The sequence below is a fragment of the Streptomyces sp. NPDC045998 genome (genome assembly GCF_056430285.1).
The window spans coordinates 864,472-883,569 of the sequence record NZ_JBWKLJ010000002.1 but is presented as its reverse complement, the minus strand read 5'-3'; the positions used below and the strand labels follow the sequence as shown (position 1 = coordinate 883,569).

The 19,098-nt window shown below is 70.2% G+C and carries 15 protein-coding genes and 4 pseudogenes; 9 read left to right on the top strand and 10 right to left on the bottom strand.

All coding sequences use genetic code 11. The annotated features are described in order from the left end of the window. The first annotated feature begins 383 nt into the window (after positions 1–383). A complete protein-coding gene (locus AC07FJ_RS08955) occupies positions 384–680 on the top strand; it encodes a barstar family protein (RefSeq protein ID WP_479046843.1) in 297 nt (98 codons plus the stop codon). Positions 681–700: 20 nt separating this feature from the next. Here AC07FJ_RS08955 and AC07FJ_RS08950 read toward each other — a convergent pair. The 3 genes and pseudogenes from AC07FJ_RS08950 to AC07FJ_RS08940 all read right to left on the bottom strand — a co-directional run. After that, positions 701–969, bottom strand: a pseudogene (locus AC07FJ_RS08950) (transposase); the annotation flags it as partial. A gap of 157 nt (positions 970–1,126) precedes the next feature. Further along, complete coding sequence (locus AC07FJ_RS08945) at positions 1,127–1,732, bottom strand: hypothetical protein (protein WP_479046841.1); 606 nt, start codon at positions 1,730–1,732, stop codon at positions 1,127–1,129. 438 nt (positions 1,733–2,170) lie between these two features. Then, a complete protein-coding gene (locus tag AC07FJ_RS08940; RefSeq protein ID WP_479046839.1) occupies positions 2,171–2,938 on the bottom strand; it encodes an NPP1 family protein in 768 nt (255 codons plus the stop codon). A gap of 668 nt (positions 2,939–3,606) precedes the next feature. Here AC07FJ_RS08940 and AC07FJ_RS08935 point away from each other — a divergent pair. The 3 genes and pseudogenes from AC07FJ_RS08935 (at position 3,607) to AC07FJ_RS08925 (ending at position 7,648) form a co-directional block, all read left to right on the top strand. Next, positions 3,607–5,172: pseudogene (locus AC07FJ_RS08935) on the top strand (glycoside hydrolase family 43 protein). A gap of 190 nt (positions 5,173–5,362) precedes the next feature. After that, entirely contained in the window at positions 5,363–6,787 is a 1,425-nt protein-coding gene (locus AC07FJ_RS08930; RefSeq protein WP_479046837.1) for a non-reducing end alpha-L-arabinofuranosidase family hydrolase, read from the top strand. 264 nt (positions 6,788–7,051) lie between these two features. Further along, positions 7,052–7,648 carry a hypothetical protein gene (locus AC07FJ_RS08925; protein WP_479046835.1) on the top strand — a complete coding sequence of 199 codons (597 nt, stop codon included), beginning with the start codon at positions 7,052–7,054 and terminating at the stop codon, positions 7,646–7,648. Positions 7,649–7,704: 56 nt separating this feature from the next. Here AC07FJ_RS08925 and AC07FJ_RS08920 read toward each other — a convergent pair whose 3' ends face one another. The 3 genes from AC07FJ_RS08920 to AC07FJ_RS08910 form a co-directional block, all read right to left on the bottom strand. Then, complete coding sequence (locus AC07FJ_RS08920) at positions 7,705–8,073, bottom strand: hypothetical protein (protein WP_479046832.1); 369 nt, start codon at positions 8,071–8,073, stop codon at positions 7,705–7,707. A gap of 97 nt (positions 8,074–8,170) precedes the next feature. Then, on the bottom strand, positions 8,171–9,046 hold the full coding sequence (locus AC07FJ_RS08915; RefSeq protein WP_479046830.1) for a PaaX family transcriptional regulator C-terminal domain-containing protein: 876 nt from the start codon (positions 9,044–9,046) through the stop codon (positions 8,171–8,173). Beyond that, positions 9,043–9,660: a GNAT family N-acetyltransferase gene (locus tag AC07FJ_RS08910; RefSeq protein WP_479046828.1), complete on the bottom strand. Its 618-nt coding sequence runs from the start codon at positions 9,658–9,660 to the stop codon at positions 9,043–9,045. The genes AC07FJ_RS08915 and AC07FJ_RS08910 overlap by 4 nt, the downstream gene beginning before the upstream one ends. Positions 9,661–9,801: 141 nt before the next feature. Between AC07FJ_RS08910 and AC07FJ_RS08905 the strand changes: the two genes are divergently transcribed. Next, positions 9,802–10,866, top strand: a complete 1,065-nt coding sequence (locus tag AC07FJ_RS08905; protein ID WP_479046826.1) for an alpha/beta hydrolase family protein — start codon at positions 9,802–9,804, stop codon at positions 10,864–10,866. A gap of 173 nt (positions 10,867–11,039) precedes the next feature. On the opposite strand, the gene AC07FJ_RS08900 is transcribed toward AC07FJ_RS08905, so the two are convergent. Beyond that, positions 11,040–12,530, bottom strand: coding sequence for an alpha/beta hydrolase family protein (locus AC07FJ_RS08900; RefSeq protein WP_479046958.1), 1,491 nt, complete (start codon positions 12,528–12,530; stop codon positions 11,040–11,042). A gap of 54 nt (positions 12,531–12,584) precedes the next feature. Here AC07FJ_RS08900 and AC07FJ_RS08895 point away from each other — a divergent pair. Continuing rightward, a pseudogene (locus AC07FJ_RS08895) lies at positions 12,585–12,874 on the top strand (NF041680 family putative transposase); the annotation flags it as partial. Positions 12,875–12,915: 41 nt separating this feature from the next. Here AC07FJ_RS08895 and AC07FJ_RS08890 read toward each other — a convergent pair. Together AC07FJ_RS08890 and AC07FJ_RS08885 are read right to left on the bottom strand one after the other, a co-directional pair. After that, positions 12,916–13,818 carry a hypothetical protein gene (locus AC07FJ_RS08890; protein WP_479046824.1) on the bottom strand — a complete coding sequence of 301 codons (903 nt, stop codon included), beginning with the start codon at positions 13,816–13,818 and terminating at the stop codon, positions 12,916–12,918. A 127-nt stretch (positions 13,819–13,945) separates the two neighbouring features. Next, the gene (locus AC07FJ_RS08885; RefSeq protein ID WP_479046822.1) at positions 13,946–14,926 is read right to left on the bottom strand and encodes a helix-turn-helix transcriptional regulator; all 981 of its coding nucleotides are present in this window, start codon (positions 14,924–14,926) and stop codon (positions 13,946–13,948) included. Between the two features lie 95 nt (positions 14,927–15,021). On the opposite strand from AC07FJ_RS08885, the gene AC07FJ_RS08880 reads away from it, so the two are divergent. From AC07FJ_RS08880 to AC07FJ_RS08870, 3 genes and pseudogenes are all read left to right on the top strand, one after another. Continuing rightward, complete coding sequence (locus AC07FJ_RS08880; protein WP_479046821.1) at positions 15,022–15,759, top strand: NIPSNAP family protein; 738 nt, start codon at positions 15,022–15,024, stop codon at positions 15,757–15,759. 325 nt (positions 15,760–16,084) lie between these two features. Further along, positions 16,085–17,328 (top strand): annotated as a pseudogene (locus AC07FJ_RS08875) (PP2C family protein-serine/threonine phosphatase). A gap of 107 nt (positions 17,329–17,435) precedes the next feature. Next, the gene (locus AC07FJ_RS08870; RefSeq protein ID WP_479046820.1) at positions 17,436–17,714 is read left to right on the top strand and encodes a hypothetical protein; all 279 of its coding nucleotides are present in this window, start codon (positions 17,436–17,438) and stop codon (positions 17,712–17,714) included. Positions 17,715–17,909: 195 nt separating this feature from the next. Here AC07FJ_RS08870 and AC07FJ_RS08865 read toward each other — a convergent pair whose 3' ends face one another. Beyond that, positions 17,910–19,091: an amidohydrolase family protein gene (locus tag AC07FJ_RS08865; RefSeq protein ID WP_479046817.1), complete on the bottom strand. Its 1,182-nt coding sequence runs from the start codon at positions 19,089–19,091 to the stop codon at positions 17,910–17,912. Positions 19,092–19,098 lie beyond the last annotated feature (7 nt).

Below are 19,098 nucleotides of genomic sequence, written 5' to 3'. Positions count from 1 at the left end.
TGCCTACGCGCGCGGCCGTAGTCGGCTGACGCGCTCCTCCCCATCAGAAGACAGGGGCGCCGGGCGGGATGCCGGGCCGGATGCCAAGCAGGGCAGTCTGCCGGCGCTGGGCGAGCACGGGCTCCACGGGCAAGCACGCGATCACCAGGAGCTCCCGGTGGGGTTCCGTACCGCTCGGATGCCGGCAGAGCGCTGTGCCGATCCCCCGCCGTAGAGCAACAGGGCCTTAAGACGGCCACCGGGGTCTACCGACCGGCTCGTTGCGTTGCCGCCGGGACGGCGGGACGGCGGGACGGCGGGACGGCGGGACGGCGGGACGGCGGGTAGAGCCTGTCTCTTTGACCAGCGAGTGCCTGGTGGTGGGGGCTGGTTAGTCTGCTGCGATGACGGGTAGCGAGCTGGTCGTTGACCTGCGTGGTCGGCTGATCGAGACACTCAACGACTTCTGGGACGCGGTGAGTGAGCCGTGCGGGCTGCCAGAGTGGTTCGGCCGGAATCTGGACGCGTGGTCGGACACGATTGAGACCCGGGGCATCTCTGAGGTGATCGACAGCCACGACATTCTGATCGTGCACGTCGACCAGCGGGGTCTCTTCGGTGGGGACCGGCCGGAGGCCAATGTCTTGGCCGGCATCTTTGACGGAGAACAGAACCGACTCGTCGTGCATGGGCTGACCTGACGAATCCTTCGGAGCCTTGCTCAGCGCCGGACCCAGATGAGCTGGCAGCAAGGAGGAGTGCGGCCCGGTAGGCGATGGCGAGCTTGTCCGTCCGCATGGCGAGGCCGCGCCGCTGCTTGAGTCGGGCGATGCACCGCTCGACGGCATTGCGCTCCTTGCATGTCTCGGCGTCGAAGCCGGCCGGCCGGCCTCCGGCGCGGCCTCGCCGCATACGGTGGCCGATCTGGTCGGCGGGCTGGGGGATGACCGCACGGATGCCGCGTCGACGCAGGTGCCCGCGCACACGACGGCGGCCCTCGCCAGCAATGGTGGGGGCCTCCGCCTTTCCGCCGGAAGTGCTCAGGCCAGGTGAATTCAACCCGCGAGTACAGGCCTACTTTCTCTGTGCTTGTTGAGCAGGTCCAGCATCTTGTTGAACTCGTCCGGTGAGACCTGCGGGCAGGTGTTCAGCGGTAGGGGCTGAAGCGGCCGAATCGGGCCAGCAGCGTCCGTGCCGAGTCCTCGTTCAGCCCGAGGGCAGCGGCGACCTGTTCGGCCGTCGTCTCCTGTCGGGCATCGCGGGCCGGCCAGTACCCCAGCCGTACGGCGGCCACCTCCAGCCGGCGGGCTGCTCGCAGGGCGGCCACCGGTGAGGTCTTCGTCAGCTTCTCGATCTCCTCCTCCAGCTGGGTCAGCAAGGAGGTGACCGCCTCCGGCAGGGCCACGGCCGAGGCCTCTACCGCGGTGGTGTGCGCATCCCAGTCCATCTGGCACGCGTCTGACGTGTCCGCTCCCGCCTCCGCCAGCTCCTGTTCGCCGATTTCGTCCCAGGCCAGAGTGTGTTCCGTGCCGGTCCAGCCGCACGAGCACACCGCGCGCAGCGCGGCCGCGCGGGGCCCGCGCGTGATGCGGCCGTCGTAGACGCTCCACTGAGCGATCGACTCCCCGCCCCCACCGGAGCCCGTGTCGAAGAGGACGGGTGCCGGTACGGTTCCGTCGGCCAGGAGGACGCCTACCGCGCCCTCGTGCGAGGCGCCGAACTCGTCGGTCGTCCACGTCTCCCGCTCACCCATGCCGCTCCTCCAACCGCTTCGTCTGTCTTCCCGCGCACCCGGTCACGGGACGCCGGAGACGACGATGCCGCAGACTCGGCGACCTCAGGCGCGAATCACCTATCAGGTGCCCCTGCGGGTGGCCCGGCCCCGGTGCCGAGCCGGACCTGTCGGCAGTGGGGGCTCCCTCGTAACGGTGCTTGGCGCACAGCCGAGGACCCGCCGACCGGACGGAGCCGTCAGCCGTCAGCCGTCAGCCGTCAGCCGTGGCATGGAGGTCGATGAGCGGCACATCGCCAAGCCCGAGTTCGTGGTCCTGGTCGTCACGGCTGTGGACGAGGACAGCGTCCGCACCCATGGATGTCTCCGGAAGCAGTGGGCGAACGGCCGCATCACGCCGATGTGTCACAGCTTCCCTGGGCGCCAGCCGCAGCAGCAACATGATCGACCGGTCAAGTCCTAGGCGTACGGGTCGAAGGGGACGCCGGCCGGCTTGGCCTTGGCCAGGTGGTCCGTGAAACTGCCGTCCTTCAGTCCGAAGTGGGCGCTGCCGAAGTCCGCCCGGCTGAGCTTTTCGCGGAGGCCGGGCGGGTAGCCGTCCCAGCCGATGAGAGCGGGGAACTGCCAGATGCGCTGGTGGTTCTCGGGTGGCTCGTCGTTGCCGTTGGCGGCGCGGAAGCAGTGGGTACCGATGCCGTCCTTGTGGTAGACGATCTTCGGGTGGGTGCCGTCCCAGCGGATGGCGTCCCGGCCGTGGACAGTGAAGGAGCCGTGGTTCGAGGTGGAGACGTACTGGGCCTGCCCGTTCTGGATCCAGACGACGACGTGCTCCCAGTCGTGGCGGTGGCCGCCGAGACCGCTGCCCCAGACCGCCTGGTCCTTCTCGAAGTAGAGGCCGTAGAGGACCGCGCACCAGCCGTTGTCGCAGAGCGAGCGGGAGTAGCCGTTGGTCTGGGTGAGGTCCCAGGAGTCGCGGCACTGGCTGCTGACCGTGCCGGACGGGCTGAGTCCGGGGTTGAGGGTGCCGTCCGGGCCGATCGCGGCCGTCGGGTAGCAGCCGTCGGTGTCGTAGTCGTACGCGGGCTGGAAGGTCTGCTCCAGGGCGGACGCGTTCGCGGGAAGCGGGGGCGGCGGTGCGGCGAACGCGCTTCTTGGGAACGCGAGGAGGAGCGCGAGGGCGGCGCCGAGGACGGCGGCCCCCTTCGTGACGCGGCGCGAGGTCTTCAACTCCGGCTCCCTGCGGGGGGTCGAGACGATGGGTTGAGGGGTCGCACCGCGTGCCGGACGGTGGACCGGACGGTCGCGCGCTGACATGCCCACTCCAAGCCAGCCCCAAACGGCCGGCTCCGCCCTGTCCGGTCTCGTCGGGTGCACCTACGCGCGGCGCCGCCTCTGCTATGGACGGGGCGCATCAAGTCACGCACGGGCTTCCGCTGACGCCGACCATGGTGGCCTCGGACAGTCGGCGTGAGGGGCCGAGACCTCCTATTGGCTGATGACGGGCCAGCTGAATCGGCGTGACGCACGCCGGGATGTGGTCTCGAAAGTGCCGACACCCTTCGGGAAACGACGTTGTCGCGCATGCGTAAGACTCGGCCGACCGGGTGCTACCGCCATCCGCGTAATCGCGCCATCTGTCCCTAACTAGTCACGAGCCAGTGGTGCTTGACGGCATGACATGCGCCTTTCCCCGGCGAGAGCCTCCGAAATATTTCGATGCATGGGGCGATAGGTGCGAGAGGGGTTGACGTCGTTCGCCGGTTCCCTACCATTCAGGTGGACCGGCACATCGAACTGTGGTCGATATTTCGAACGCATATGAATTGATCCGCCGACCAGTAGGGCATCTCCGCGATACACCCTCCGCACGCCGAGCCCGAGGAGTTCGTCCACGTATGTCATGCCCTCGTCAGTCGATCCCTCGTCGTCATGCGCTGGCGGCCGTCACCGGCCTCGCCGTCGGCATGGCCCTCCCGGAGGGAGCCTCCCGTGCTGCAGCCGGGGAATACGTGAATCCGGTGATCTGGCAGGACTTCGCGGACATCGACGTCATCCGTGCCGGAGACGCCTACTACGCCTCGGCCTCGACCATGCACTACTCGCCGGACGCGCCCGTCCTGCGCTCGGACGACCTGGTGCACTGGGAGATCGCCGACCACTCGGTGACGGTCCTGGACTTCGGTGCCACGTACGACCTGAACGGGGGGCCGCGGCTACATCCGAGGGATCTGGGCGCCGATGCTGGCCTACCGGCCGAGCAACAGGACGTTCTACTGGCTGGGCCAGGTCGACTTCGCCCGGACGTACATCTACACCGCGACGGCCGCCGAGGGTCCGTGGAACCGGCTGACGACCATCAGTACGCCCTACTACGACGCGGGGCTGCTGGTCGACAGCGACGACACCCTGTATGTGGCGTAAACGGCAACACCACGAGCAGTGTGGCCCAGCTCTCCCCCGACGGCCGCACCCAGGTCCGCACCCAGCAGGTGTTCACGACCCCGTCGAGCGTCGGCACCCTCAAGGGGGCGCGCTTCTACAAGAGCAACGGGCAGTACATCCTGAAATCGTCGGGCGGCCCCTTCGGTCCGTACACGATGCGGCAGGTGCTCCTCCGCCTGCGCGGGCCGACCCCCGGCGGAGGCGTCCTGCACCAGGATGGTCTGGTGCAGACGCGCAACGGCGCCTGGGACTACTTGGCGTTCGTCGACGCCTACCCCGGCGGCCAGGTGCCGGCGCTGGCACCGGTCACGTGGACCTGGGACGGCTGGCCGGTCGTCCAACGGGTGAACGGCGCGTGGGGCGCCTCCCACCCCAGCCCGGTGGTGCCGCCGCCACCCCGGCAGATCACCCCCATGACCGGCGTCGACGCCTTCGACGGCAGGTCCCTCAAACCGAGATGGGAGTGGAACCACAATCCGGACAACACCAAGTGGTCGGTCGACAACGGCCTGACCTTGCGCACCGCGACGGTCACCAACGACCTGTACGGACCCGGAACACCCTCACACACCGCATCCAGGGACCCACCTCCACCGCCACCGTCCAGCTCGACCACTCCGCGATGCGGGACGGTGACCGTGCCGGACTCGCGCTGCTGCGTGACTCCTCCGCGTGGATCGGTGTCAAGCGCGAGGGCGGCACCACCCGGGTGGTGAGGGTCGGCGGGCTGACCATGGACAGCAACTGGAACACCACCGGCACCGGTTACGCACTCACGAGCGCGCCCGTCCCGGGCAGCCGCGTCTGGCTGCGCGCGAGCGCGGACATCCGCCCCGGCGCGGCACGTCCGGTCGCCTTCTCCTACAGCACCGGTCACGTACACCCGGCTCGGCCCCGACTTCTCCATGGGCAACGACTGGCGGTTCTTCATGGGCTACCGGTACGCCCTCTTCAACCACGCCACCCGGGCACTCGGCGGCTCGGTCCACGTCACGCGGTTCGAGCTGTCCACGCCCTGAACCGCGCCGACACCGTTCACCCCACCGCCCCCGGCGCACACGCGGCCCGAAGGCACCGGGCGCCACCAGTCCTGCAGAAGGTCGCACCGCCGTGGTGTTCGCGGACCGCCGCGCGCCGCACTCCATGACAGTCCGGACAGCCTCCGACGAGGCCGGCCGGAACCGCTCACCCAAGGTTGGGAAAGTCACCATGTACAGAGGACGTTTCAGCCGCAGGCATCCCACCGCGGTGCTCGCCGCCGTGTTCGCGGCTCTGGCCGCGGTGGCGGCCATGCTCGTCGCCACCCCGGCTCAGGCGGCCGCCAGTGGCGCCTTGCGCGGTGTGGGTTCGAACCGGTGTCTCGACGTACCGGGCGCCAGCCAGACCAACGGCACGTACCTGCAGATCCACGACTGCTGGGGCGGGGCCAACCAGCAGTGGACGTCGACGGACACCCACCAGCTGACCGTGTACGGCGACAAGTGCCTCGACGTCCCGGGCCACGCCACGGCGCCGGGTACCCGGGTGCAGATATGGGCCTGTTCCGGCGGCGCGAACCAGCAGTGGCGGGTGAACGCCGACGGCACGATCGTCGGCGTGCAGTCCGGGCTGTGCCTGGAGACCGCGGCCGCCGGTACGGCCAACGGCACGGCGGTGCAGATCGGGACGTGCAACGGTGGCAGCAACCAGAAGTGGACCGGCCTGCCCGCAACCCCGCCGACGGACGGCGCGTGTCCTCTTCCGTCGACGTACCGGTGGACGTCGACGGGTGTGCTGGCGCAGCCAGCGAACGGGTGGGCCGCGGTGAAGGACTTCACCACCGTGACGCACAACGGCAAGCACCTGGTCTACGCGTCGAACGTGTCGGGGTCGTCGTACGGCTCGATGATGTTCAGTCCCTTCACGAACTGGTCGGACATGGCGTCGGCCGGCCAGACCGGGATGAGCCAGGCCGCGGTGGCGCCCACGCTGTTCTACTTCGCGCCCAAGAACATCTGGGTGCTGGCGTACCAGTGGGGCGCGTGGCCGTTCATCTACCGCACGTCGAGCGACCCCACCAACCCCAACGGCTGGTCCGCTCCGCAGCCGCTGTTCACCGGGAGCATCTCCGGCTCCGACACCGGCCCGATCGACCAGACCCTGATCGCCGACGGCCAGAACATGTACCTGTTCTTCGCGGGGGACAACGGCAAGATCTACCGGGCGAGCATGCCGATCGGGAACTTCCCGGGCAACTTCGGCTCGTCGTACACGACGATCATGAGCGACACGAAGGCCAACCTGTTCGAGGCGCCACAGGTCTATAAGGTTAAGGGCCAGAACCAGTACCTCATGATCGTCGAGGCGATGGGCGCGAACGGGCGCTACTTCCGCTCTTTCACGGCCACCAGCCTGAGCGGCTCGTGGACCCCGCAGGCCGCCAGCGAGAGCAACCCCTTCGCGGGCAAGGCCAACAGCGGTGCCACCTGGACCAACGACATCAGTCACGGTGACCTGGTCCGTGACAACCCCGACCAGACCATGACCATCGACCCCTGCAACCTGCGGTTCCTCTACCAGGGCAAGTCCCCGCAGGCGGGCGGACCCTACGACCAGCTGCCGTGGCGGCCGGGCGTCCTCACCCTGCGGCGCTGATCTGCCGCGAGCCGACACTCACCGTTTTTGAAGCACCCCGGCCGTGCGGCGGGCCGGGGTTCCTCGCAGCCGCGGTGCCGTTGTCGCGGTCGCCGTCGCGGTCGCGGTCGCCGTCGCGGTCGCGGTCGCGGTCGCGGTCCGACCGTGGCGTCGATGCGCGTCACCGGCCGGGCCCGGGACGCGGCGATCACCGACTTGTACCTGTGGTAGGAGGCTGTGGGGGTGCGCGTCCCGGTAGGGAAATCGTTTCCGTACGGTTCCTCCATGGAGGATCAGCGTCATCAGGATGAGGCCAGTGTCCGGCTGGGCAGCGAGCAGACCGCCGTGCCCGACGCCACCATGGTCGAGCGGACCCCGCCGGAGATGACCGTGTTTGCGTGCGCTGCCTGCGGCGCTGCGCTTACGGGGCCGCTGAAGCGTCTGCCGGCGGTGCCCGAGGCCCCCGACTACGCCTGGTGGGATGCGGAGGAAATGGGGCCGTCGCCGGCCACTGTGCCGTCCGGCTGCTACGCGATCGAGACGGAACCGTACGGCCCGCCTCTCGTCGTTGCCGAGGCACCCGGCCCGGTGATGCCACGGCACGGAACTCGCTACGACATCGACGGGCAGCCACTGGTCTCGCAGGGGCCACGAGGCAATATCGTCCTGAACCCGGATGACTGCCGCGGGTTGACGACGCGGCACGCCTCCGCCGCATGCTGCGGGGCGACTCCCGATGGGGGACTGAACCAGGTCTGCGCCTGCGGGGCACTGGTCGCGACCCTCTGCTCTGACTGCTGCCTGCCGTATGAGCTGCACCTCTCACCCGACCACGTGCGGGCCGTGTCGCTCCCCGGGTCCGGCTCCAACCTGACGGGGTGAGCCCGCGCGGCCGCGGCTTGAGTCAGCAGAACCGCATCTCGCCTACGCGCCGTCCGTCAGCGGCTGGATTGCCGGTTCTCGCCACCCTTGGGCGGGTGGTCTTCTACGCCCCGGCGCATGGCCAAGCAACTGATCGAAGTGCGGGCTGAGCGGAACACGCCTCCGCCGGACCGGTACCCGGGCAGGTGGCCGGCCGGGCGGTGATGCTGATCCCGCACCGCGAACCGGGCGTGGAGGAGATCTCGCTTCCGTAGGACTACCAGCCAGCGCATCATCGCCGCCGTGCCGGCCGCCTTCGCGATGGAGGCGTCCGAGCCGGGTACGAAGGCGCGGCCGCGAAGAGCTTCGGCCGCGGCGTGGCGGCGAGCGAAGGTACGGCGCGCGGCGGAGACGACCGCGTCGACGGCCGCGAGCGCGGTGTCCACCCGGAGGGCGACCCTCTGCCGGACCACCGCGCAGGAGGCCCGGCACCGCTGAAGCTGCCCGTCTGCCCGGCAGGGGGCTCTCGCGCCTCACCCATTTTCAGTGCGCGGCGCCGCCTGCCACCTCTCGGGTGATGTCGGTGTAGAGGCGGAAGAGGACCGGGCGGGTTTCGCCGTGTTGTCGGTGGTGCAGGGCGGCCCAGCACCGGGCGATGAGCTCCCGGGCCTGGGTGCCGGGCCAGGGCTGGGGCAGGAGTTGGGGCGGCAGGAGTGGGTCGGGTTCCATGGCGCGAGTGAGTTCGGCGGCCAGTTCGACCGCGATGGTGAGGAGCGCGGACGGGGAGAGCCGGTCGGGGCCGGTGAGCGCGGCGAGGCGGGGCAGGGCGAGACGGCTGAGGCGGTGGTAGCGCTCGGCGATCTCCTGCAAGGGCCACAGATGACGGGCGAGTTCGGCGGGCTCCTGGATGGAACCCCTTCGCAGGTCCGTCGTGGTGAGGAGGGTGAGCGCGTCATGAGCGCCGAGGCGGCGGGCCGCTTCTTCGACGTACGGTTCCCAGGTGTTGGCGGAGACGTACAGTCCGCCCTGCAGCGGGGCACCGCCGAGGTGGACGAGCGTCTCGCGCAGGGAGTCCCGGGCCGAGCGCGCCGATTCGGGCACCGCGAAGGCGGCGAGGTGCCAGACACCGTCCCAGGGCGCGAGTCCGGCGTCCTGCTGGAACGCGTGCCGCAGGAAGTCCGCGTTGGGGGCGAGGGCACGCATGGTGTCCGCGGTGGCGTGCAGCTCAGCCTTGCGGCCTCGGCCCTTGTGGGTGAACCGGCCTTCGGCCACGAGGCGTTTGACGCACAGCCGCACCTGCTGGTCACTCATGCCCAGGGTGTTGGCGACGGTGTAGAGCTCGTCCGCGCGGACGGTGCCGTCCTCGCGGATCAGCGCGTGGACGAGCATGCGGGTGGGGATCTCGATGTGTTCGGTCATGGTGTGCTCAGTCTTCTCGGTCCGTTCGCCCCGACAGGGCGGTGCATGGTGGTCACCGCGCCGAAGCCCATGAGGCCTCGAAGCCAGGGCGTGTGCTCGGTCCGTACGGCGGTGAAGCCGCGCCGCTCGTACAGGGCCCTGGCGCGCGGGTTGGTGTCGATCACGTCCAGTCTGATCTCCCGGCAGTCCCGCTCGGCCGCGACTGCGGCCACTTCTTCGATGAGCAGGCTCCCGACGCCGCGGCCACGTACACCCGGGTCCACGGCGATGCCGTCCATCACGAGCTGCCCGGGGGCCGGGTGGCGTTCGAACAGGGCGAGGAGCAGGAGCCGGTGCAGTCCCCGCAGGTGCCCGTACGCGCGCAGCACGGCGGCGGCCGAACCCCCGGTGAGGGGCCGCCCGTCGAGCTGGTAGCCGGCGAGGCCGACGAGCCGCCCGTCGAGGAACGCGCACACCGCGCGGTCGGCGTTCAGGTGGGCGGTGAGGAAGGACACCGCCTTGTCCGGCGGGTTCAGAGCAGGGCCGAGTTTGCGGCCGAAGGCGTCCCAATACAGCTCGGCCGCCCGCCGCTCGTCTCCTTCCGGTATCCCTCGCCGGACTGTCACCGACCCCATGCCGGTATCCGTCGCGTCGAATCCCATGCGATGTCCCCCTCGTGTGGCTGTAACCTCCCCTCAAAACTATCACTCAAAGAACGATCGTTTCAGCAGTGATAGTTTGATGTCGCGTGAACCGAACAGAGGCGGTCAGATCTCATGTACGCAAAGATCCAGCCCCGACGGCGCGGGCTCCGCATCGCCGTGTGGTCCTTCGTCCCGGTCCTGATGGTGGCCGCCGGTCTCATCGGTGTGGTGCTGTGGCAGCACACCTACGACATGGAGGAGGAACGGGTGTCGATACGCCACGGCGGCCACACCCTCAACGGCGTCCTCGCCACTCCCAGGGACGGCCGCAGGCAGCATGGCCTGGTCGTGTACATCCACGGCGACGGCCCGGTCAGCGCGACCCACGACGACGGTTACAAGCCCATGTGGGAAGCGAATGCCAAGGCCGGGTACGCCTCCCTGTCCTGGGACAAGCCCGGAGTCGCGGGCGCACCCGGCGACTGGCTCGACCAGTCCATGGACGACCGCGCCGACGAGGCCGCCGCCGCCATCGCCTGGGCGCGCGCCCGCCCGGACATCGATGGCGACCGGATCGGGCTCTGGGGCGCCAGTCAGGCGGGCTGGGTCGTACCGAAGATCGCCGCCAAGACGCCCGTGAGCTTCGTCATCGCCGTCTCGCCTGCGATCAACTGGCTCCAGCAGGGCCGCTACAACCTTCTCGCCCAGTTGCGCGCCGAGGGCGCGTCGGCAGCCCGCACCAAGGCGGAGATCACCAGGAGCGAGACGACCCGCCGACTGCTGGAACGCGGCGCGACCTTCGAGGAGTACGTCAGGGCGATGGGCGGTGACGCGGACGGCATGACCGCCGATCGCTGGGGCTTCGTCTCCAAGAACTACACCGCGGACGCCACGCAGGACCTCCGCGCTCTGCGCGGCATACCCGTATTGCTCACACTCGCAGGCCACGACATCAACGTGGACACCGCCGACACGGAGCGCGGCTACCGCAGGGCGCTGGACGGAGGCGGTGCATTGACGGTCAGGCGATACCCGGACGCGGCCCATTCACTGCTCAAACGGTCCATCGAGCAGTCGGACCTCAAGACCACGCTCACCGCGCTCTTCTTGCCCCGGTCGCTGTTCGCGGAGGGATTCCTGGACGACCAACGGCAGTTCCTCGAGGGTCTCGGCCAAGGCGGCAACACCACTCCATGACACTCGCGTAAGCCCGGCCATGGCGCGTGGTGCACGTTCGCGTGTAGCGCCCGGTGCCCGGTGCCCTGTGCCCTGTGCCCTGTGAAGCGAACGCCGACCGTCGCGGGCGCGCTTCTCCCCGCGGCGCAGGACGGCTTGCCGTGCCCCGTCGGCTGCTGCCGTGGCGCAGCTGATCAGCGGCTGTTGTCCGGCGGGTAGACGCTGAGGTTGCCGTAGGACGACAGAACGCCGGCCAGGTCACCGGGTTTGTGCCGCAAGGTGGTGTCCAGAAAGGCGAGCGTGGTCGCGGCGACGACGTGCGGGCTGTCGGTGCGGCCCAGAGAGCCGACTATCGAGGGCACAGGCGGCAGGTACAGGGGTCCGTCCATAAAGGTGAGGTGTGCGGCACCAGGGATAGTGAGCCGGTAGCTCGTCGCGGTGTTGAGCTGGAGAGCCTTGGTGAGGCGGGGTATGTAGCGCGGGTCGGTTCCCGGGGTGATGGCCTGGGTGAGCGCGAGCGTCGGCTGGTGGAGGGAGGGGGAGGTGGGGCCGTGGGGGTAGCCGTCCAGATCGATGACGGCGTCGAACCGGCGGTCCTGCCGGGCTGCCTGGAGAGCAGCGGCACCCCCCATGGAGTGGCCGGTGACCGCGGCCCGACTGGTGTCCAGGCGCCCGGTCAGCGGGCCGGCAATCTCACCTCGGTCCAGCTGGTCCAGCTGGGTGAGGACGAAGCTAAGGTCGGCGGCCCGCACAGCCGTCCAGTCAGCCGCTAGCTTGTCGTCCTTGTCCCGGTCTCCGGTGGAGTCGGTCGTGGTGTGGATCGTTCGGCCGTCGGCGAGGACGACGGCGGCGGAGTCGTACGGGTGGTCGAGGCCGACGACCACATAGCCATGGCTGGCCAGTTCCTCCGCCCAGGCGGTGTTCTGAGTACGCACTCCTCCCAACCCGGGCGAGAACAACACGACCGGGAACCGTTCGCCCCCGTCGGCCACCAGGGCGTTGAAGACCGCATGGGTGCGGGCACGCGGGACACCGTCGACCAGGAAGCCAGGCAGGCCGACCTGGCGGACGAGGGCGTCGGAAACGGTACGCGCCTCGTGCTCCGTGCGTCCGAGGTACTGGGCCCGCTGCGCGCCTGCGGGGCTCTTCTGCGCGGGATACCAGAGCTGGGTCACCACCGTGCGCCGGTCATGCGGATCGGTGGTGAACGTCTCGGGGCGGCGCGGGTCGGTCCACTGCACCACCCGGGTGCCGACCGCGAAGCGGCCCGACGGCTCGGGGAACACGGGTACGGGAAAGGCCCAGGCGGCCAGCGGACCCGTGGCCATCAGGCCGAGGCAGGCCACCGACCCCGGCAACGCCACCCACCATCGGGCCCGCCACGCCGGCCGGCCGGTACGGCGTCGCAGCAGGGGCGAGAGGGTGAACGGCAACATGACGGCAGCGCCTGCCAGTACCGGCAGCATCTGCCAGCGGATCCCCACCGCACCCAGCAGGAGCGTGGACACTACGAGAACCGCCACCGCCGCTATCGCGACGTACGGGCGGGCCGCGGGGCGAAGCCAGCGCGCCACCAGCAGCGCAACGGCCCCCAGTAGGGCAAGAAGTTCCAGAGGGGACATGGACAGCCCCGCGATGATCTCGGTCACCCGGCCATCCTCAGGGCAGGGCAGACGATGCCACATCGGTCCCAAGTCGCGATCGCATGCGACCAGAGTCGCAAGAGCCGAGCCCGGCACATGATCACCGCGCACGGCCAACTTCGTCTGGCCCGTCCCCTTGCCCAGGACCTTCGGCGGCCCTGGGAGCGACCGGCGAAGCCCAGCCGACTCACACCCGCTCGCGTCCGGCGGGAGTTTCGGAGCCTCCGGGTTCGCTGGCCCTGTCCGGCTCGTACGCGGAAACCGTCGCGGCCTGGACCTGCCGGCCACTCGGCTCGAAGAACAAGCAACCCGCCGCCCGCTACGAAGTGGTCGAAAGCGACAAAGGCCTGGAGAGCCTGATCGAACAGGCCCGAACCAGACCCTGACAAGGGTTGCGGGAAACCCTGAGTCTGTTGCAGCCCAGTGGTCAGATCGCGGTGGGTGTGTAGGGCGCTGCTGCGACCTGGGCCATAGTCCGGAGTTTCGCAAAGTAGGAGGCGCAGTACTCCTCGTGGATCAGAGCAACGATCTTGTCGAGGTCGGCGATACAGCCCCAAAGGCAGGCGATACCACTGTCGTCGAGTCCGCCCTTCAGCTCCCTCTGCACGAGGCCGGCGACGTCGGCGTCCAGGAGGACCAGATCCACGCCGTCGAAGTCCACGCCGCGGAAGCCGTCGGGGAACGGGGCGCGCAGGTGGTCCTCCCACAGTCGGGCGAGGTCGCCGTCGGGCTGTGCTCCGCCCACCTCGGCGGCTGTCGCCTCTGTCGCGGACACTGGGGGAAGGAGCAGGGAGACGGCGTCGAAGACGGCACGCACCATCGCGACCGCCCGGAGCGGGCGGAGGGCGGCACTTGACTCGGCGCCCTGCGCGAGCTTGTCGCGCAGCAGTCGGCTGCGGTCGAGTTCGGCAGCGAGTCCGGCCGTGATGAGCCCTGCGTCGGTGGCCCGCTCGATTAGGAGGTGGAGCGGTTCGTTCGTGCCGAGACGCTCGGCGAGGACGTGCTCCAAGGCGAACAGGGAATGCGTGACCGCGACGGTGGCGAACTCGTACCGGTAGAAGGAGTGCCGGATGAGCTCGCGGGAGGTCTCCATCGCACTCATGACGTACATCGACGCGTCGCCGGGCAGGACCAGGTCGGCAACCAGGGCGTGCATGTCCGCATAGTCCAGTACGAGGTCGCGGGCGCGCGGGTCACGTACCGGCAGGAGGAGCGGGTCAGGCTGTGGTGGCAGGGTGTTCACCCGTGCAGTCTTGTCGCCCGGTGTGCCGACACGGTGTGCCCGGAGCTCGCGTTCCGTTTTGCACTCCATGGGCTCATGGCCTTCCACTCGTCGATCTCCCCCCAAGTGTTTGACCGGCTGGGAGAGCTGGGATCCCGGTTCGGGTACGGGGAGTATGTCGTCGGGCGCATCGACTGTCTGGTGGACTAGGGACGTCGCCGTACGTTCCGACCGCCTACCGACCGAGGCCGTAAGCGCGGGCAAGTATCCCTACGGTGGCGGCCATGGCCTGGCGGAGTTCGGCCGGTGCGACGACCTCGACGTCTCCTCCGAGCCTCAGCAACTCGCCGCAGGCGTGCTCGGTGCCCTCGACCGGGATGACCGCCTCGACCCATCCGTCGTCGCCGACGGCGGTCGCGGTGGAGTCGACCGCCCGCACCACCTCCGGAGGGACGTTGTCGGGCAGGCGCCGGCGTCCCCGGGGAGACAGGCGGACGGTGGCTGTGCCGGTGTAGCGGCGGGCCTGGAAGTCGTCGAGGTACGAGGCCCAGTACGCGCCCAGGTCGAAGTCCCGCGGCCGGTCGAACCGCTCGTCGCCCAGTGCCGCCTCGAGGATGTGGGTGACGCGGTAGGTCGCGGCTCCCTTCTCCGTAGCAGCCACGAGGTACCAGGTACCGGACTTGAGTACCAGGCCGTAGGGGTGGAGGTGGCGGTCCACCTCCTGCGGGGCGCGCCAGCGGCGGTAGCGGACATCCACCGCGCGCCGGTTGAGCACCGCGTCGACCAACAAGGGGAGGTGGGGTGTCTGTTCGGGTTCCCGGTACCAGCCGGGGGCGTCCAGGTGAAACAGCGTCGCGGCCCGTGCCGCCTCCTCGCGCAATCCGGCCGGCAGCGCGGCCAGGAGCTTCAATCGGGCTGCCGACATCTCGGCCGTGAATCCGAGATCGGCGGCCGGCCCGGGCAGTCCGGCGAAGAACAGTGCCCGCGCCTCGCCCTCGCTCATCCCGGTGAGGCGGGTGCGGTAGCCGTCGAGCAGCCGGTAGCCGCCCCCGCGGCCGGGCTCCGCGTAGACCGGGACCCCTGCGGCCTGCAGGCGCGCCACGTCACGGTAGGCGGTGCGCACGGACACGTTCAGCTCGTCGGCGATGCCCCGCGCGGACACACGGCCCCGCGATTGCAGCAACAGCAGCAGCGAAAGCAGTCGACTGGCAGACATGCGCCGCATTCTCCTCGGAAACCCTGACAGCACCTGTCACGCAGCCTCCCTACCGTCGACCCGTACCCCGGCCCCCGCCGAACAGGAGCCCTGCTGTGCCACCCACCGAACTCGTCGACCCGCCCGCCGTAATCGAGCTTCGCCAGTACACGCTGCGTCCCAACCGGCGCGACGATCTCATCGAGCTGTTCGATCGCGAGTTCCTGGAAACCCAGGAAGACGTGGGGATGAGTGTGCTCGGCCAGTTCCGGGACCTGGACGATCCGAACCGCTTCGTCTGGTTGCGCGGCTTCCGGGACATGGCGGCGCGCCATCGCGCGCTCACGGACTTCTACGGTGGACCCGTCTGGGCCGAGCACGGTCCGCGGGCGAACGACACCATGATCGACTCCGGCGACGTCCTCCTCCTGCGCCCGGTGTCGGCAGGGAGCGGCTTCACCGGCTCGGTCTCCGTGCGGCCTCCGGTCGGCGCTCCCGCGCCGGACCGGTTCGTGTCCGCCACCGTGTGGTCCTTCCCTCCCGGGCGGCGGGACGGCGTCGAGCTGATCCGGGACCGGCTCCTCCCCGTCCTCCAGGAGACGGGACCCGCGCCGCTCGCCTTCTTGACCACCGAACCGGCGCACAACACCTTCGCCAGGCTGCCGGTCCGTACCGGCGAGAACGTCGCCGCGATCTTCACCTCGTACGCCGATGAGAGTGCGCACCGTCGGCACCTCGCCGCCGTGGAAGCCCATCCTGCCGCCCAGGGCGAAGCCCTGCCGGGTATCGAACGGGAACAGACAGCGCCGCCCCGGATCCTGCGGCTCAGGCCCACCGGTCGCTCGCTGCTCTGACACCGCCCCGGCGCCTTGCGAGCCCCTCTCCGGGGCGGTCATCCGCCCCGGCAGGCTCGGCGCCTACTCGAAGGGCCCGGCCGACACACGAGTGCGCAGAAGGACTCCGGGCTGTCAGGCAGCCAAGCCGACCGCCGTTTCGATACGCACCCACTCACCACCTCCTCCCGGCGTCGGCAAGCCCCGTTAGGGGCGAGCGCACCGTCGCCCGCGACAGGGCGCGTACGGGTCCGCAGGGCGCGCCCGGCAGCTCCGCACGTCGCGGGCTGCGGGGCTACCGGGCGGTTCCTACACTTAAGGGGTGAACGTCAATGCGACGGGCGCCATCCGCGCGGGCACGGCGGAAGTCGACTACCGGGCACTGTTCTCTGTCACTCCGAGTCCCTGCCTGGTGCTGACCCGCGATCTGGTGATCGCGGACGTGAACGAGGCGTTCTGCCAGACCACCGGCCACGCGGTCCAGGACCTGATCGGCAGGTTGTTCTTCGACGCCTTTCCCGGCCGGCCCGGCGACGACACGGCGCAGAGCGTGGCCGCGCCGCCTTGAGGCGTGCGGTCGAATCCGGCCGACGCCAGACCATGGCCGTGCTGCACTACGAGATCCCCGATCCCGATCGCCCCGGGCACGTCCACGACCGCTGGTGGTCGCCCATCCACACCCCCGTCACGGGACCCGACGGCGAGGTGGCCTGGGTCCTCACCCGCCTCGAAGACGTCACCGAGTTCGTACGCGCACGCCGCAGCGTCCACCGGGCGCACGACTCCATGAGCCCGCTCGAGCAGGAAATGGAAGCGGAGCTCTACGCCCGCGCCAGGGAACTCCAGCGGTTGAACGACGAACTGCGCGAAGCACACGCCAAGGAACGCAAAGTCGCCCTCACCCTCCAGGAGGCGATGCTGCACTCCCCCGACCTGGCCCGTCACAGCAACGTGGCCGTCCGCTACCTGCCCGCGGTCGGCTCCCTGAACATCTGCGGCGACTGGTACGACACCGTCGACCTCCCCGAAGACCGCTTCAGTGTCGCCGTCGGCGACGTCGTCGGCCACGGCCTGGACGCCGCCACCGTCATGGGGATGCTCCGCAGCGCCCTGTCCGCCGCCAGCCGCACCGTCACCTCCCCCGCCCACGCCCTGGAAGTGCTGGGCATGTACGCCCGAGCGGTGGAAGGAGCCCTGGCCACCACCGCCGTCAGCGTGCTGATCGACAGCCGCTCCCGCCTGCTCGTCTACAGCAGCGCCGGCCATCTGCCGCCCGTGCTCCTCCACCTCGACGGCTCCCACGAATTCCTCGACCGGGCGACCGACCCGCCCCTGGGCGCCCGGCCCGAGCACGTCCCCCGCCCGCAGGCCAGCACCGCCTACCGCCCCGGCGACACCCTCGTGCTCTACACCGACGGGCTCGTCGAACGCCGCGACGAAGACATCGACGCCAGCCTGACCCGGCTCACCGACGCCCTCGTCCCCCACCGCGAACTCAGCTCAGCCGACCTCGCCGACACCCTGCTCGATCACCTCGACGTCGCCCACGGCGCCCGCGACGACATCGCCCTCCTCATCGTCCGCCTCTGACTCCCTCCCCGGGGAGCGGGGTCGGGCCCGGCGGAGGCTACCGTGTTCTCCCTCACAGGGAGGGACGACGGTGTGACCGGGGACAGCTGGGCACCGTCTGGAAGGGCATGAACGACCTGACCGATGAAGAGATCGCCCGTGCGGTGCGCGGCATCGTCGCCCTGGAGGCTTCACGCGACGCGTTGGCCGCCCGGGTGACCGCGCTACGCACCGCCACGGCCCCCGAGGACGTGGCCGAACGCAACCGCTGCGGCAACGCCATGGCCGACGCCGACACCCGGATCCTGCTGGAGTCCATCGAGGTACTCGACCGGCTCGGTATGGCGGCCGCGGCCATGGCCTGCTCTCACGTCGCCCAGGAAGAGGGCATCCTGCCGGCTTCCTGACTCCGCGCGGACGGCGAGGCTGCTATGAGCGAGCGGAGGGCGAGCGCCTGTAGGCGGGTAGCGCCTCCGGGAAGAGTCCTTCAGCGCTGCTGACGCCCAGATCGCCGCGGCCGCTCAGCTCTACCCGGAGTGCGCGGAGGCCCGCTCCCTCGTGCCCGTCGTGCCGGACCACGCGGTCGGTCAGGCCGCCTGTCGTCAGGCGTGCAGGCGGCCATCCGCCATCACCAGCCGGACGCGCCGGAGCGCCTGGAGGTCGCGCAGCGGATCCCCTTCCACGACCAGGATGTCGGCACGCAGGCCGGGGAGGATTCGGCCCGTGACCTCGCGCAGCCCGAGTGCCTCCGCCGCCTCGCAGGTGGCCAGGTCGACGATTTCCGCCGGCGTGTATCCCAGGTAGGCGAAGAACTCCAAACTGGACACGAAATCGTCGAAGACGGCCCGGCTCACGCCCGCGTCCGTGCCGGTGAGCAGTCGCACCCCGCGCTCGCGCATCCGGCGGATCCCGCCGAACATCTCCTCCGCGCGCTCGGCACCGAAACGTTCGGCGAAGCCGCGCCAGTCGGGGCTCGCCGCCGGGCAGACGCGGATGCCCCGGGCGGCGATCTCGTCGACGACGTCATCGAGGAGCCGGAACCCGTCCCGATCGATCCACGTGCAGTGCTCGATCGTGCTCACCCCGGCCGCCACCGCCGCGACGATGCCCTCGGTGCCGTGCGCGTGCGCTGCCACCGGCAGCCCGGCGCGCGCCGCCTCCTCCACCACGACCCGCAGCTCTGCGGCCGTGAACTGGGGTGCCCAGATCGGCGGGCCACCCCGGGTGATCCCGCCGCCGGTGGCCATCACCTTGACCAGGTCGACGCCCCGCTCGACGTTACGGCGGACCAGCTCCCGAATGGCGTCCTCGCCGGAGACCTCTCCGCCCATGAACCAGCAGTGTCCGCCCGGTCCCGTCAGCGGGGTGCCGGCCGCCAGGACGCGGGGACCTGGCATCCGGCCGGCCGCGACGGCGTCACGGAACGCGGTCACCAGTCCGTTGCGGTCCCCCAGGTCGCGCACGGTGGTGACGCCCGCGTCCAGCAGGCCGAGCGCGCGCTGTGCGATGCCTTTGGCCACGCTCGCGTCGTCCGCCTCGCACAGCGCGGTGACCGGGTCGGGCCCCGCGTCCAGGGCGAGGTGGACATGCGCGTCCACGAGCCCCGGCAGCAGCGTGCCGTCCGGGTGATGGTGGCGGGCGACGCCCGCGGGGGCGCGGGTCTCCACCTCGCCGCGCGGCCCGACGTCCGTGATGACGCCGCCACGGACCAGGACCGCGCCGTCCGCCAGCAGGCGGCCGTGCGGCCCGGTCACCACGCGCCCGGCCGAGATCAGGGTGTCCATCGATACT

Bases quoted from the DNA above. Each gene is read 5' to 3' on its own strand.
- AC07FJ_RS08955 (WP_479046843.1), top strand. From the start codon at position 384: ATGACGGGTAGCGAGCTGGTCGTTGACCTGCGTGGTCGGCTGATCGAG.
- AC07FJ_RS08945 (WP_479046841.1), bottom strand. From the start codon at position 1,732: ATGGGTGAGCGGGAGACGTGGACGACCGACGAGTTCGGCGCCTCGCAC.
- AC07FJ_RS08930 (WP_479046837.1), top strand. From the start codon at position 5,363: ATGTACAGAGGACGTTTCAGCCGCAGGCATCCCACCGCGGTGCTCGCC.
- AC07FJ_RS08925 (WP_479046835.1), top strand. From the start codon at position 7,052: ATGGAGGATCAGCGTCATCAGGATGAGGCCAGTGTCCGGCTGGGCAGC.
- AC07FJ_RS08915 (WP_479046830.1), bottom strand. From the start codon at position 9,046: ATGACCGAACACATCGAGATCCCCACCCGCATGCTCGTCCACGCGCTG.
- AC07FJ_RS08910 (WP_479046828.1), bottom strand. From the start codon at position 9,660: ATGGGGTCGGTGACAGTCCGGCGAGGGATACCGGAAGGAGACGAGCGG.
- AC07FJ_RS08905 (WP_479046826.1), top strand. From the start codon at position 9,802: ATGTACGCAAAGATCCAGCCCCGACGGCGCGGGCTCCGCATCGCCGTG.
- AC07FJ_RS08900 (WP_479046958.1), bottom strand. From the start codon at position 12,530: ATGTGGCATCGTCTGCCCTGCCCTGAGGATGGCCGGGTGACCGAGATC.
- AC07FJ_RS08885 (WP_479046822.1), bottom strand. From the start codon at position 14,926: ATGTCTGCCAGTCGACTGCTTTCGCTGCTGCTGTTGCTGCAATCGCGG.
- AC07FJ_RS08870 (WP_479046820.1), top strand. From the start codon at position 17,436: ATGAACGACCTGACCGATGAAGAGATCGCCCGTGCGGTGCGCGGCATC.
- AC07FJ_RS08865 (WP_479046817.1), bottom strand. From the start codon at position 19,091: ATGGACACCCTGATCTCGGCCGGGCGCGTGGTGACCGGGCCGCACGGC.